This window comes from Xanthobacter albus (genome assembly GCF_043194895.2).
Taxonomy (GTDB): Bacteria; Pseudomonadota; Alphaproteobacteria; order Rhizobiales; family Xanthobacteraceae; genus Xanthobacter.
This window is the reverse complement of the sequence record NZ_CM195532.1, coordinates 3,321,409-3,335,364: the sequence shown is the minus strand read 5'-3', so window position 1 is coordinate 3,335,364 and position 13,956 is coordinate 3,321,409. Positions and strand designations below refer to the sequence as shown.

The following is a 13,956-nucleotide window of genomic DNA, read 5'->3' as shown; positions in this document are numbered from 1 at the left end:
TCGGCCTTCAGGGTTCGTGGGTCCTGCCCGCCGCTTCGTATGGGGCAAGGACGGTGTCGAGGGTGGACGCATCGTCCGCGGCGGCAAGCACAATATCGCCTTCGTAGCCGAGCGCCATGCCCTCGAACGCGCGATCCACGAGGCCGAGGGTGCTCCAGGCGGCAAGGTCCCCCGCGCGGGTGCCCGAGGGGGCGGGCACGGCGGCGCCCTCGGCCTTCACCAGCAGCAGGCGCGGAGCGGAGAGCCGGCGAGCCAGCCACAGGGCGAGGCTGTCGGAGGTGACGTCCCAGCTCTCCGGAATGTCGGGATGGCCGATGAGCGCGGCCGCGGGGAACCACAGCGCCGCCCCGGTGCCGGCGGCCGCAAGCCCGGCCAGGGTGCGCGCCGGCCGCAGCGCGGGCGAAAGGTCATGGAGCGCGCAAGCGGTCTGCTCCATGGCGAGAATCGCCATGCGGTGGGCCGCCCCCTCGCCGAAGCCGAGGCGAGGCTGCGCCTCCCGCACTGCGTCCGCAAACAGGCCGCCGCCGGGCACCAGCACCAGGCCGGGCAGGGGCGAAAGGCGGCCGAGCAGCGCCCGCGGCGCCGCCCCGCGCAGCAGGCTGCCGCCGAGCTTCACCACGAGCAGGCCGGGCGGGGAGGGGTGGGGCAGGGGGAGACTCACGCGCGCTTTTCTCTCGGAAAGAGCGGGCATGATACATGATCGGCCGCGCTGTTCCCGCCACCCTGGGTCAAGCGCGGGCCTGGACCGCGGTCATCCAGCCGTCCCGGAACCTGAGCTGCGCTTCCGATTTCCTGTCGACGTCGAGGTCGATGACGATCCTGTCCGCCGAACCGCCGAACGCGAGGACGGTGCGGCCCTGCTCGTCGCGGGAGATGCTCACGTCGTCCTTCGAATAGCCGGAGATGTCCACGAGCACTTGGCCGAAGCCGGCGATGATGTCCTGCCCGTCGCCCTTCGCGAATTTCACCGTCGTGCCCGCCCCGCTGACGCCGATGCGATCGTCGCCTCGCCCGCCGGTGATGGTGGATCCGGCGCCGGCGATGATGGTGTCGTCCCCATCGCCGCCATCAACCGCGGATCCGGCGCCCGCGAGCACCTGATCGTTTCCGGCGCCTCCGGAGATGACGGAGTTGTCTCCTGCGTGCACGGCGTCGTCGCCCTCTCCGGCATCGATGGTGGCGTATTCATAGGCCCGGATCACGTCATTCCCCGCCCCGCCGATGAGAGTGGAATGGTCATAGGCGGTCATGAAGTCGTCGCCGGCGCCGCCATCGAGGAACGAGCGCTCGTAGGCGCGGAGGCTGTCGTTGCCGTTGCCTCCGTCAAGGCGGGAGTCCGCATTGGTGGAGATGTAATCATCGCCATCTCCACCCACTGCGATTGAATTATGATAGGTTCTTATGACATCCGAGCCGTCACCGCCAAAGACCGTCGAGTTGGCGTAGGTGGTGATATAGTCATTGCCGTCCCCGCCGGAGACGAAGGCATCGCCATAGGTTTCAATGATATCGTTTCCGCCCGCGCCGAAAACCGTCGCGTGCGAATAGGTGGCTACGTAATCATCGCCACCGCCGGCGTTGATCTCGGCGCCGTCAAAGGTCCAGATCCAGTCGTCGTGGTCGCCGGCCTGGATGCCGATGCCGTTTGACGGGAACACGAAGACATTGCCGCCGGTTGCCGTGTCGAGCACAACGCCGAGTACGCGGCCGGAGACCGTGGTGTGCAGCGTGCCGGACGTGATCGCCGGCAGGGCTTTTCTCTCCGGCTGCGAGGGCTTGTCCTCAGTGAAGCGGTTGACGAAGAGGTAGCGCAGGCTGGCCTCGGCGGCGCTGCTGCTGAAGAACGGATTGATCCTGTCCATGCCCGGCCTCGGAACACCGCCGATCCGGGATCGTCATGATCCGCGTTCCGGGCACCGCACGTCGAAGCCTCATGCTTCATTTTCCAACATATCAGCTGACGTAAGGGATGCAATCCCCGGTTGCTTCCTGCCGCGCGGGGTGCCGGAAATGACCGCGCGATTTGCCCTTGATCATGTCGCTATGGCGTATTAGCTTTCTAACAAAGCTAATAACACCTCCTTCCAGCGAGCCCCGAGATGTCGCAGACCGACTTTCCTCCTCTGGATTCGCGCACCTTCCGACAGGTGCTGGGCCAGTTCGCCACCGGCGTCGCCGTGGTGACCGCCAGCGCCGCCGACGGCACGCGCATCGGCATGACCATGAGTTCCTTCAACTCGGTCTCCCTCGATCCGCCCCTGGTGCTGTTCTCCGTGGACCGTCGGGCTCTTTCCCTGCCGGCCATGCGCGCGGCGCGGGGCTTCGGCATCAACATCCTGGGCGAGGGCCAGCGCGAGCTTTCCGACCGCTTCGCCCGCGCGCTGGAGGACAAGTGGCACGCGGTGGACCACCACCTGGGCGCCCATGACGTGCCGCTGATCGCCGGCGCGCTCGCGCACCTCGAATGCGTGCCCCACGCCATCCATGAGGGCGGCGACCACGAGATCTTCATCGCCCGCGTGCTGCGCGCGTCTGCCCCCTCAGGCGAGGCGCCTCTCCTTTTCTTCCGCGGGCGCTATCATGCGCTCGCGTCCACCGACATGCCGCAGCGCTGAAACGATTGCGGCGAAACTCGAAGGACCTTCCAGATGATCAAGACCGGTGCAGAGCATACCGCCAGCCTGAGGGACGGCCGCGAAGTCTTCCTTGACGGCAAGCTGGTGAAGGACGTGACCGCCCACCCCGCCTATGAGCGCGCGGTGGCTTCCGTGGCCAAGATGTTCGACTTCCACAGCGCCCCGGAAAACGCGGAGCTGATGACCTTCGCCACCGAGACCGGTACCCGCGCCAATCGCATCTGGCAGCTTCCCGCCAGCTATGAAGACCTGGTGACCCGCCGCAAGGGCCTGGAGGCCTGGACCGAGCTGCACGCCGGCTTCCTCGGCCGCGCGCCGGACCACGTGGCCTCCTGCATCGCCGGCATGTACATGGGGCTCGACCAGTTCGAGGCCTATGACAAGGCTCGCGCCGGCGCGCTCGCGGACTATTACCGCTTCGCCCGCGACAACGATCTCTACCTCACCTACGTCATCATCAATCCGCAGGCGGACCGCTCCAAGAACGCGGCCGAGCAGGCGGACCCCTTCCTCTCCGCCGCCATCGTGGACCGCGACGCCGAGGGCATCACCGTGCGCGGCGCCAAGATGCTGGCCACCGGCGGCATCATGGCGAACGAGGTGTTCGTCACCTGCATCCAGCCGCTGCAGCCGGGCGAGGAGAAATATGCGCTCTCCTTCGCCATTCCCATGAATGCGAAGGGCCTGAAGGTGCTCTCGCGCAAGTCCTACGAGGCGGCCTCCCCCTCGGTGTTCGACAACCCGCTGGCCAGCCGCTTCGATGAGAACGACGCGGTGCTTTATTTCGATGACGTGAAGGTGCCGTGGGACCGCGTCTTCATCGTCGATGACGTCGCCATGGTGGGCAAGCAGTTCCACGCCACCCCGGCCCACGTCTACCAGAACTACCAGGCGCAGATCCGCCTCTCGGTGAAGGTGCGGTTCCTGGCCGGTCTCGCCCGGCGCATCGCCGAGGTGAACGGCATCCTGAACTTCCCCCAGGTGCGCGAGACGCTGGGCCAGCTCTCCGCCGAGGTGGGCATGGTGGATGCCTTCGTCGCGGCCATGGAGGCCAAGGGCACCCACTACGGCCCCTATTTCATCCCCGACCGCCACACCCTCTATGCCGCGCAGACCATGGCGCAGCAGCTCTACGGCAAGCTCATCGGCACCCTGCGCGAGCTGGCCGGCGGCGGCCTCATCATGCTGCCCTCCTCGGTGCACGATTATGAGAACCCGGAGCTGGCGGCCCTCATCCGCAAGACCCAGCAGTCCCCCGCCGCCAGCGCCGACGAGCGCGTGAAGTTCTTCAAGCTGGCCTGGGACGCGGTGGGCTCGGAGTTCGCCTCGCGCCATGCGCAGTACGAGATGTTCTACGCGGGGGCGAGCTTCGTGGTGAAGAACCACTCCTTCCGCACCTACGACTGGGGCAAGGCCGGCGACCTCGTGGACCGCGTGCTTTCGAGCTATGACCTCGCCGACGAGGTGTCCGCCGCCCCCGCCCGCGCCGCCGAGTGAGGCGCGGCAAGACCTTCAACCAGGACTGCCCCCATGGCCATCAACAAGATCCACGACGAGTTCAGGACGGTCGATCTTTCGACCGGCTGGGAAGTGCCGCCGGGATATCCCTCCGGCATCCAGCAGAAGATTCTCTCCGGCGTGCTGGACGAGAAGAACAAGCAGGGCTCGCGCACGCGCATCCTGCGGTTCGATGCTGGCATCTACACCACCAAGCCCTTCGTGCATGACTATTGGGAGGAGGTGTTCCTCTTCTCCGGCGACCTCACGGTGGGCAATGACGAGAAGGGGGAGGGCGGGGAATCGTTCCAGCCCTTCACCTATGCGGTGCGCCCGCCGGGCGCCTTCCACGGGCCCTTCAAGTCCGAGAAGGGCTGCATGCTGCTCGAAATCCATTATTACGATCCGGTCTGATCCCTCGGTCCGGTCCGCCCGCCCCGTGTCCCTGACGGGGCGGGCTTTCTTCTTGTGGTAGCCTCATGTCCGCACTGCCCCTCATGTCCTCGCCCCGTTCCACCCTCGCCGCTCTCGCCGCCGACCTCGCGGCCGGGCGCACCACCTCCCGCGCGCTCACGGAAGCCTGCCTCGCCCGCATCGCGGCGCCGGAAGGGGAGGGCGCCCGCGCCTTCGTCTCCGTCAATGCCGAGGCGGCGCTCGCCGCCGCCGACGGGCAGGACGCCCTGCGCAAGGCTGGCGCCGCCCCTTCGCCCTTCGCCGGCATCCCGATTTCCGTGAAGGACCTGTTCGATGTCGCCGGCGAGGTCACGGCCGCCGGCTCCCGCGTGCTGGCCGATGGCCCGGCGGCTGAGCGGGATGCTCCGGCCGTCGCTCGCCTGCGCCGGGCCGGGTTCGTGATCGTCGGCCGCAACACCATGACCGAGTTCGCCTATTCCGGCCTCGGCATGAACCCGCATTACGGCGACCCCCGCAGCCCCTTCGAGCGCGCGGTGGGCCGCGTTTCCGGCGGCTCCTCCTCCGGCGGCGCGGTGGCGGTGGCCGATGGCATGGCCCATGCCGCGCTCGGCACCGACACCGGCGGCTCCTGCCGCATCCCGGCCGCCTTCTGCGGCATCACCGGCTTCAAGCCCACGGCCCGCCGCGTGCCGCGCGCGGGCGCCTTCCCGCTTTCCGGCACGCTGGACAGCGTGGGCCCGCTCGCTCGCTCCGTGGCCTGCTGCGCGGCGCTCGATGCCATCCTCTCCGGCGCCGAACCGGCACCTCTCATGGCGCGCGAGGTGAAGGGCCTGCGGCTGCTGGTGCCCGCCACCGTCGCCCTCGACGGGCTGGAGCCGGAAGTGGCCGCGACCTTCGCCGACGCCCTCTCCCGCCTCTCGGCGGCGGGCGCGCTGGTGCGCGAGGAGCCCTTCCCCGAGTTCGCGGATATCGCGCCCATGAACGCCAAGGGCGGCTTCACCGCCGCCGAGAGCTATGCGGTGCACCGCCGGCTGCTGGAGGAGAAGGGCGCGGCCTATGATCCCAGGGTGTCGGTGCGCATCCGCCGCGGTGCGGAGCAATCGGCCGCCGACTATCTCGACCTCGTGGCGGCCCGCAATGCGCTGGTGGCCCAGGCGACGGCGCGCCTCGCCCCGTTCGACGCGCTGGTGCTGCCCACCGCGCCCATCCTGCCGCCGCGTATCGCCGATCTCGCCACCGACGACGCGGCCTATGGCAAGGCGAATCTCGCGGCCCTGCGGAACCCGACCCTCATCAACATGATCGACGGCTGCGCCATCTCCCTGCCTCTGTCCGGCACGGGCGGGGCGCCGGTGGGGCTCATGCTGGCGGCGGCCGGCGGCCGGGATGCGGAGCTTCTGGCCATCGCCGCCGGCGTGGAAGCCCTGCTGCGGGGCTGAGGGCGCGGCCGGGCCGTGGCTTCGGCCGCGCCGGCTCGGTTTCGCTGCGATACCGCGTGAGCCGAAGCAAGGGCCCGTGCGTCAGGCGCACGGGCCTTTTGGCGTCAGGGGGCGAGCAGCCGGCGCTCAAGGCGCGCGAGGGAGCGGGTGAACACCTCCGGGTCATGGAGCGCGCGGGCGAGGGTGAGGGCGCCCTGAATGGCGAGCACGGCATCCTCCGCCCGCTCGGCGGCTTCCGCATCGGCGATGCCCGCGCGGCGCAGGGCGGCGCGCAGCGCATCGCGCCACGCGGCGAAATAGCCCTGCACCCGCTGGGAAAAGCGATCCCGCACCTCGCCGAGGGCGAACACCCCCACGAGGCACACGCGCCGGCCGGAGCGGAAATAGGCATCCACCCGCTCCAGCATGGCGCGGATAGCGGCCGGGGCGTCCTCCTCCTCCCGCAGGGGGGAGAAGACGTGGGCCTCGAACCAGCCGTCGATCTCCTGGAGCACGGATGCCGCCATCTCCTCCTTCCCGCCGGGGAAGAAGTGGTAGAGCGAGCCCTTGCCGAGGCCGGTGGCGGCCGTGATGGCGGTAAGGCTCGCGCCTTCGAAGCCATGCTCGCGGAACACCTCCGCGAGGGCCGGCAGCACGTCCTCCCGCTCCATCACGATCCGCGCCATCACATCCCCAGTTCGGCGAGGCCCGGATGGTCCGCCGGGCGCGGCCCCGCCGGCCAAAGGAACCTGCGGTCCCCGGCGCCGATGGGCACATCGTTGATGGAGGCTTCGCGCCGCCGCATCAAGCCGTTCTCGTCGAATTCCCATTGCTCGTTGCCGTAGGAGCGGAACCAGTCGCCGGCCCCGTCGCGCCACTCGTATTGGAAGCGCACGGCGATGTGGTCGCCTGCGAAGGCCCACAGCTCCTTGATGAGGCGATAGTCCTGCTCGCGCCGCCACTTGGCGTCGAGAAAGGCGACGATGGCCGGGCGGCCGGTGATGAAGTCCGAGCGGTTCCGCCAGCGGCTGTCCGACGTGTAGGCGAGGGAGACGCGCTCCGGGTCGCGGGTGTTCCAGGCGTCTTCGGCCATCCGGACCTTCCGGATGGCGGTCTCCTCGGTGAAGGGGGGAAGCGGGGGGCGCGAGGTCATGATGTGTACCGATTAGTTTTTAATGTACCTATTGGTACAGAGCCGGTCGGCCACGTCAAGCCGAAGCGGCCGCGAACGCACGAATCGGCTATCGGTGCGGGGTGCGGCCCGGTGCCGGGCCGTGAAGCCTTTCGCGCGACGCCGCTTGCGTTTAGGCTGGGTCGCCTGACCGTCATCCGCACGATGCGGCGAGAACTCCGGCGAGGACCTTTTGCGTTACGTTTCCACCCGCGGTGAAGCCCCGGCCCTGTCCTTCTCCGATGCCCTGCTGGCGGGCCTTGCCCGTGACGGCGGCCTCTATGTGCCGGAAACCTGGCCGACCCTGTCGCACGAGGCCATCGCCGCCCTCGCCGGCAAGCCCTATCCCGCCGTGGCCAAGGCGGTCATCGCCCCGTTCGTGGCCGATGCGCTGCCTGAGCGCGCGCTCGACCTGATGATCGCCGATGCATATGCCGGCTTCCGCCATCCGGCGGTGACGCCGCTGGTGCAGGTGGGGCCGAACCGCTTCGTGCTGGAGCTGTTCCACGGGCCCACACTCGCCTTCAAGGACGTGGCCATGCAGCTGCTCTCGCGGCTGATGGACCATGTGCTCACCGCCCGCGGTGCCCGCGCCACCATCGTCGGCGCCACCTCGGGCGACACCGGCAGCGCCGCCATCGAGGCGTTCCGCGCCTCGGACGCGGTGGACGTCTTCATCCTGTTCCCGCACGGGCGCGTCTCGGAGGTGCAGCGGCGGCAGATGACGACCGTGGCCTCGCCCAATGTCCACGCCATCGCGGTGGAAGGCACGTTCGACGACTGCCAGGGCCTGGTGAAGGCCATGTTCAACCACCACGCCTTCCGCGACCAGCTCGCGCTCGCGGGGGTGAACTCCATCAACTGGGCGCGCATCGTGGCCCAGGTGGTCTATTACTTCTATGCCGCGACGGCGCTCGGCGCTCCGCACCGCGAGGTGTCGTTCGTGGTGCCCACCGGCAATTTCGGCGACATCCTCGCCGGCTGGGTGGCGAAGAAGATGGGCCTGCCCATCCGCGACCTCGCCATCGCCACCAACGTCAACGACATCCTGGTGCGCACCCTCGCCAGCGGCCGCTACGAGGTGACGGGCGTCACCCCCTCCACCTCGCCCTCCATGGACATCCAGGTCTCGTCCAATTTCGAGCGCCTGCTGTTCGAGGCGGTGGACCGGGACGCGGCCGTGGTGCGCCAGCTCATGGGCTCGCTCGCGCAATCGGGCAGCTTCACGCTGCCGCAGGGCGCGCTGGCCGCCATCGCCGCCGATTTCTCGGCCGCCCGCGCCGACGAGCCGGAAACCGCTGCCACCATCGCCAAATTCTATCGTGGCGCGGGCTATCTCGTGGACCCGCACACCGCCGTGGGCCTCACGGTGGCGGACAAGGTGGAGCACGCGGCCAAGGTGCCGCAGGTGGTGCTCGCCACCGCCCATGCCGCCAAGTTCCCGGATGCGGTGGCCGCCGCCACCGGCCATCGCCCGCCGCTGCCGCCCCACATGGCGGACCTGATGACACGGCGCGAAAGCGTCACCGTGCTGCCCAACGACCTTGCCGCCGTGGAGGCCTTCATCCGGGGCCGCGCCCGCATCGCCGCCGGCGCGGCAGCCTGAGGCGGAACACATGAGCGCAGACACTTCCGGCGTGAAGGTTTCCACCCTCGACAACGGCATCACCGTCGTCACCGAATCCATGCCGCACCTGGGCACGGCCTCGCTCGGCATCTGGGTGGGCACCGGCGCCCGCGACGAGAACGAGGATGAGCACGGCATCTCCCACCTGCTGGAGCACATGGCCTTCAAGGGCACGCGCCGCCGCACGGCGCGGCGCATCGCCGAGGAGATCGAGCAGGTGGGTGGCGACATCAACGCCGCGACCTCGGTGGAGCAGACCAGCTACAATGTGCGCGTGCTGGGCGAGGACGTGCCCCTCGGCCTCGACATCCTGTGCGACATCATCACCGAGCCTGCCTTCGCCGCCGACGAGCTGGCGCGCGAGAAGGGCGTGATCGTGCAGGAGATCGCCGCGGTCATGGACACGCCCGACGACCTGGTGTTCGACCTGTTCCAGGAGCAGGCGTTCCCCGGCCAGTCGGTGGGCCGCTCCATCCTCGGCACGCCGGAGACCGTGCGCGGCTTCAACCGGGACCAGCTCGGCGCCTATCTTGGCCGCACCTATCGCGGGCCCCGCATGGTGGTGGCCGCCGCCGGCGCGGTGGAGCACGAGCAGGTGGTGGCGGAAGCATCTGCGCGCCTCGCCTCCATCAGCGGCGCGGCGAAGCCCGAGCTGCCGAAGGCGGCCTACGCCGGCGGCCTCCGCCTCGCCCCGCGCGAGCTGGAGCAGGTGCAGGTGCTCATCGGGCTCGAAGGCTGCTCCTATCTCGATCCCGGCTATCACGCGCTCCAGGTGCTCACCAACGTGCTCGGCGGCGGCATGTCCTCGCGCCTGTTCCAGGATGTGCGGGAGGAGCGCGGGCTCTGCTACAGCATCTACGCCTTCCACTGGAGCTATTCGGACACCGGCCTGTTCGGCATCTACGCCGGCACCGAGACCGAGGCCGCGGGCGAGCTCTCCGACGCGGTGATCGACCAGATCCTCGCCGCGGGCGAGACCGTCACCGAGACCGAGGTGGCGCGCGCCAAGGCGCAGATGAAGGTGGGCCTGCTCGCGGCGCTGGAAAGCTCCGGCGCCCGCGCCGACCAGCTTGCGCGGCAGATCCTCGGCTTCGGCCGCGTGGTGCCGGTGGATGAGATCGTCGCCAAGGTGGATGCCGTGGATGTTGCGGCGGTGCGGCAGGCGGCGCAAACTCTGGTGGCGCGCGGGCGTCCCACGCTCACCACGCTCGGACCCCAGGCCGGGCTGGAGCCTACCGCGCGGGCGGTGGAGCGCCTCACCCGCTAGGCGGGGTGGCGTCCTGTCGCTGAGGGGGAACGGACTTGGCGGCGGCGTTCGCCGGCGCCGGCCGTCCGGTCAATCTGGCGAGGCTTCGAGTGCGTCGATCATGTGGTCGCTGAGTACGCTGTTCGCACCCGACGTCCTGCCGGCCATCGAAGGCGAGAGGGTGTATCTGCGCGCGCCGCAGATGCGGGATTTTCAGCCCTGGCGGGACGTGCGGGCCGCGAGCCGGGCCTTCCTCTCTCCCTGGGAGCCGGTGTGGCCGGCGGACGACCTCACCCGCGGCGCCTTCCGTCGCCGCCTCGCCCGCTACAACCGCGACATGCTCTCGGACGAGGCCTATCCGCTGCTGATATTTCGCCGCGCGGACGATCAACTGCTCGGCGGCGTCACCCTTTCGAACGTGCGGCGCGGCGTGTGCCAGGCGGCGAGCCTCGGCTACTGGATGGGCGCCGCCTATGCCGGCCAGGGCTATATGAAGTCCGCCGTGATGGCGCTGCTGCCGGTGGCGCACGAGGTGCTGCGCCTGCATCGGGTGGAGGCGGCCTGCATGCCGGCGAACCAGCCTTCCATTCACCTGCTGGAGAGCTGCGGCTTCATGCGCGAGGGTTATTCGCGGCAGTATCTCTGCATCAACGGCGTGTGGGAGGACCACCTGATGTTCGCCCGCCTGCGGCAGGATGCGCTGCGCCCGGCGCAGAAGCCACGTGCATCGGCGGCCCGATAGGGCGCTTTCGGCGGGAGAGCGGCGCGGATGCCCGCCGCGCGGGCCGGCTCAGTTCTCGGAGCCACCCGCCTCGGCCGGCCGTGGCGCCAGCGGCTTCACCAGCTTTTCGATCATGGAGTGAACGGCCGCGCCCGCCTTGCGGCTCTTGACCGCCTCCAGCAGCGGCTGCGCCGCGCCCGAGCGCTCGATGAGGCTCAGGGGGTCGGCCATGATGCGCGGCGAGTCCCAGGGACCCTGCACCAGGAACGGCAGGGAGATCTGCTCCGTGTCCCCGCCCTTGCCCGCCGCCTTCAGGGCCGCGGCGCCGGAGAGGTCGAGCGTGCGCTGGGCCACGTCGACGGTGCCTTCCATGTCGAGGTGCACCTGCCTGCCGTCGATGGACATGGCGCCGATGGTGGCCATGCCATGGCGCAGGCTCGCCTGCAGCGCCAGCTCCGAGAAGGGCGTGCGGCCGCCGCGCGCGTCGGCGGTGGCGGAAAGGGGGCGCCGCTCCACGCGGCGCAGCAGCTGGGCGACGTCGAAGCCGACGAGACCGCCGCCGTGGCTGGTGAGCGCCACCGTGCCCATGAGGCTCTGGGCCACATCCTGGGCATTGCGCCCTTCGCCCTGCAGGTCGAACTGCAGGGTGCCGCTGCCCTCGAAGGTGTCGATGCCCGCGATGTCGGCAAGCGCCCGCTCCAGGGAGATGTCGGCGAACTCCGCCTCCAGCCGTACCGCGAAGCCGGCGCCGTCGGTGCCGCGCCCGCTCCAGTTGGGGGTGAGGGTGGCGGTGCCCCGCAGCATGCCGTTCCAGCCGTTGGTCTGGCCCAGCGCCAGCACCAGCCGGCCGCCGGAGAGCACCGCGCTGGCCGCGACGGTGGTGAAGGTGGTGTTCTCGGTGGTCACCTGCCCGGCTGACAGGCGCAGGTCCAGGTCGAAGGCGTCGAGGGCGGAGAGGTCCAGCGGCTCGCGGCTCCATTCACGCCCGTTGTCGCTGGTGAGCCGCATGCGCCCGTAGGGATTGAGGCTGATCTTGTCGGAGGCGAACGTGCCCTGGATCACCGGCCGCTCGCCCCCCAGCTTCACCAGCAGGCCGCCTTCGCCGCGGTTGCCGTCCAGGTCCAGCATGGTGTCGGTGAGGTTGAGCGCGCCGCCGTCCAGCGCCACATGGGAGTTGAGGGAAAAGGCGCCGAGGCCGCGGCTGGTCGGCGGCGTTACGCCCACCCATTCCAGCCACGCCCGCAGCGAATCGGCATCGGCGGTAAGGGTGCCGTCGGCCGCTGGCTTTTCGGCGAAGCTGGCCTCGCCGCGAAAGCGCATGCTCGCGGCATTGGAGGTGAGGGCGGCGCGCGTGGGGGTCGGCATGCCGGCCAGGAAGCTTTTCACGTCGTCCACCGCGAGGCTGGCCTCGACGGCGGAATCGCGCCAGTCGAACACCACCGACACATTCATGCCCTGGCCGCCGGCGGTACGGCCGAAGCGGCCGACGATGCCGCTGACCAGCTCGCGGGTGAGCCCGCTGTCGGAGCGCCATGCGATGGTGCCGTCCACCACCCGCAATTCCGGGCCGTCAGCGGCCGCGAGGAAGGGGAGGATGCCGAGCTGCGGCGCGCGGCGGTCGCCGGTGAGCACCAGGGACGGGCTCAGCAGCGTCACCTCGGACACCACGATGCGGCCGAACAGGAGCGGCCAGACGCTGATGCGGCTGACGACCGCGTCAGCGTCGAGGGATTGTCCGTGCGGCAGGGCGAAGGCGACCTTGCGCAGCTCCACCCGAGGCGAGGGCAGCAGACGCAGCACGGGATCGCCGGAGATGGTGACGCCCCGCTCGGTGGTTCCCGCCGCCGCCGTGATGGCGGCCCGCCGCAGCTCGTCGGCCGGCACCAGCAGGGGCAGCAGCGCTGCCGCGCCGAGCACCGCGACCGCGGCGAGGCCGGTGGCGGCCATTGCGGCCAGCATGATGCGGCGGGTGTTGTCGCCCAGTCTCAATAGCCACTCTCGAATGGTCGGATTTCGGGACGGGCGAGGCCCGTCCGGCGGGCCGGCGACGCAGCGGGAAGGACGCCGGAGCACATGCCGGTTCCCGAACATCGCTTCAGGTCGCCGGCACCTTCGGTGGTTTCTGTGTCGCTTTCAAGGCTGCACGCGGCGGTAGCCAGGGGCCTGCGACATACCTTTGGAATCAAGGGCCTGAACGGAAAAAGCCCGGCGCTGGGGCCGGGCTTTTCCTGGAACAGGAGATGCGAGCGTGCGACTCAGTCCTCGTCGAGCTCACCGATGTGATGCTGAGCGTAGAGCTGCAGGCCGAGCTTGGCCACGAGGTCGAGCTGGGTCTCGAGGAAGTCGATGTGGCCTTCCTCATCCGCCATCAGCTCCTCGAAGAGGTCGCGGCTGGGATAGTCCTTCACGGAGTGGCAGTAGGTCGCCGCCTCCTGGTAGAGGGCGCGCGCATCGAGTTCGGCCGCGAGGTCGGCGTCGAGGATTTCCTTCACGTCCTGGCCGATCCGCAGCGGATCGAGCACCTGCATGTTGGGGAAGCCGTCGAGGAACAGGATGCGGTCGGTGAACTTGTCGGCGTGCACCATCTCCTCGATGGACTCGGCGCGCCATTTCTTCGCCAGGGCCTTGTAGCCCCAGTTGTCGAGCATGCGATAATGGAGCCAGTACTGATTGATGGCGGTAAGCTCCGAACGCAGCCCTCGGTTGAGGTACTCGATGACCTTCGGATCGCCCTTCATGATGTGCTCCTCATGCCTGGAGAGGCATTTTGTTCGCTTATTTGAATCGGTGTTAGATCAATTCTAATCTAAAATCAACGCTGCGAAGGCACCGTACCCGGGGAGGGCCGGTTCTGAAATAGGACTTTTCGCCTCCGTATTATTCCGCAGCCACGAGGCCGGTGAGCGCGGCGACCGCGCAGTCTTCCGCGCACTGGCCGCAATTGTGCGCCTGCACCTGATCCATGAGGGTGCGGATGGTGCGCGCGCAGCGCCCGCACTGGGGCGCGCAGCCAAGGCAGCGGTAGACCTCGCCGGGGGTACGCATGTTCTGCGCGCTGGAAATGGCGTCGATCACCTGACGATCCGAAAAGACGTTGCACGAACAAACGATCATGGTAATGCCCAGATCAAATCGATTGGAAGATTTCCAAAAACGCTTCTGACTATCAATTTAGGCAGAAGGATCGTGCCGCCGTCAACGGCAGCGCCCACATTCAGAAGAACTC

At 69.1% G+C, this 13,956-nt stretch carries 14 protein-coding genes; 7 read left to right on the top strand and 7 right to left on the bottom strand.

What is annotated here, in order from left to right:
* Window positions 1-7: 7 nt before the first annotated feature.
* Together V5F75_RS14945 and V5F75_RS14940 are read right to left on the bottom strand one after the other, a co-directional pair.
* On the bottom strand, window positions 8-661 hold the full coding sequence (locus tag V5F75_RS14945; RefSeq protein ID WP_394037331.1) for a hypothetical protein: 654 nt from the start codon (window positions 659-661) through the stop codon (window positions 8-10).
* A gap of 67 nt (window positions 662-728) precedes the next feature.
* On the bottom strand, window positions 729-1,862 hold the full coding sequence (locus V5F75_RS14940) for a calcium-binding protein (RefSeq protein ID WP_394037329.1): 1,134 nt from the start codon (window positions 1,860-1,862) through the stop codon (window positions 729-731).
* Window positions 1,863-2,099: 237 nt separating this feature from the next.
* Here V5F75_RS14940 and V5F75_RS14935 point away from each other — a divergent pair, with 237 nt between their 5' ends.
* From V5F75_RS14935 to V5F75_RS14920, 4 genes are all read left to right on the top strand, one after another.
* Entirely contained in the window at window positions 2,100-2,615 is a 516-nt protein-coding gene (locus V5F75_RS14935) for a flavin reductase family protein (RefSeq protein ID WP_394037327.1), read from the top strand.
* 33 nt (window positions 2,616-2,648) lie between these two features.
* Window positions 2,649-4,133, top strand: coding sequence for a 4-hydroxyphenylacetate 3-hydroxylase family protein (locus V5F75_RS14930; RefSeq protein ID WP_394037325.1), 1,485 nt, complete (start codon window positions 2,649-2,651; stop codon window positions 4,131-4,133).
* Window positions 4,134-4,166: 33 nt separating this feature from the next.
* Complete coding sequence (locus tag V5F75_RS14925) at window positions 4,167-4,547, top strand: cupin domain-containing protein (protein ID WP_393988445.1); 381 nt, start codon at window positions 4,167-4,169, stop codon at window positions 4,545-4,547.
* A gap of 83 nt (window positions 4,548-4,630) precedes the next feature.
* Window positions 4,631-5,986, top strand: coding sequence for an amidase (locus V5F75_RS14920; protein ID WP_394037358.1), 1,356 nt, complete (start codon window positions 4,631-4,633; stop codon window positions 5,984-5,986).
* Between the two features lie 104 nt (window positions 5,987-6,090).
* Here V5F75_RS14920 and V5F75_RS14915 read toward each other — a convergent pair whose 3' ends face one another.
* On the bottom strand, window positions 6,091-6,651 hold the full coding sequence (locus V5F75_RS14915; protein ID WP_394037323.1) for a TetR/AcrR family transcriptional regulator: 561 nt from the start codon (window positions 6,649-6,651) through the stop codon (window positions 6,091-6,093).
* Window positions 6,651-7,118 carry a nuclear transport factor 2 family protein gene (locus tag V5F75_RS14910; RefSeq protein ID WP_394037321.1) on the bottom strand — a complete coding sequence of 156 codons (468 nt, stop codon included), beginning with the start codon at window positions 7,116-7,118 and terminating at the stop codon, window positions 6,651-6,653. Before V5F75_RS14910 ends, V5F75_RS14915 begins: the two co-directional genes overlap by 1 nt.
* A 211-nt stretch (window positions 7,119-7,329) precedes the next feature.
* On the opposite strand from V5F75_RS14910, the gene thrC reads away from it, so the two are divergent.
* From thrC to V5F75_RS14895, 3 genes are all read left to right on the top strand, one after another.
* On the top strand, window positions 7,330-8,742 hold the full coding sequence (thrC, locus tag V5F75_RS14905; protein ID WP_394037319.1) for a threonine synthase: 1,413 nt from the start codon (window positions 7,330-7,332) through the stop codon (window positions 8,740-8,742).
* 10 nt (window positions 8,743-8,752) lie between these two features.
* Window positions 8,753-10,030, top strand: a complete 1,278-nt coding sequence (locus tag V5F75_RS14900) for a M16 family metallopeptidase (protein ID WP_394037317.1) — start codon at window positions 8,753-8,755, stop codon at window positions 10,028-10,030.
* Between the two features lie 100 nt (window positions 10,031-10,130).
* A complete protein-coding gene (locus V5F75_RS14895; protein WP_394037315.1) occupies window positions 10,131-10,751 on the top strand; it encodes a GNAT family N-acetyltransferase in 621 nt (206 codons plus the stop codon).
* Window positions 10,752-10,799: 48 nt separating this feature from the next.
* Here the strand turns inward: V5F75_RS14895 and V5F75_RS14890 are convergent, their stop codons facing one another.
* The 3 genes from V5F75_RS14890 to V5F75_RS14880 all read right to left on the bottom strand — a co-directional run bounded on the left by V5F75_RS14890 (window position 10,800) and on the right by V5F75_RS14880 (window position 13,844).
* A complete protein-coding gene (locus V5F75_RS14890; protein ID WP_394037313.1) occupies window positions 10,800-12,719 on the bottom strand; it encodes an AsmA family protein in 1,920 nt (639 codons plus the stop codon).
* 266 nt (window positions 12,720-12,985) lie between these two features.
* Window positions 12,986-13,468: a bacterioferritin gene (gene bfr, locus V5F75_RS14885; RefSeq protein ID WP_393988439.1), complete on the bottom strand. Its 483-nt coding sequence runs from the start codon at window positions 13,466-13,468 to the stop codon at window positions 12,986-12,988.
* A 139-nt stretch (window positions 13,469-13,607) separates the two neighbouring features.
* Window positions 13,608-13,844 (bottom strand): (2Fe-2S)-binding protein, encoded by a 237-nt coding sequence (locus V5F75_RS14880; protein WP_394037311.1) that lies wholly within the window; start codon window positions 13,842-13,844, stop codon window positions 13,608-13,610.
* Between the last annotated feature and the right edge of the window lie 112 nt (window positions 13,845-13,956).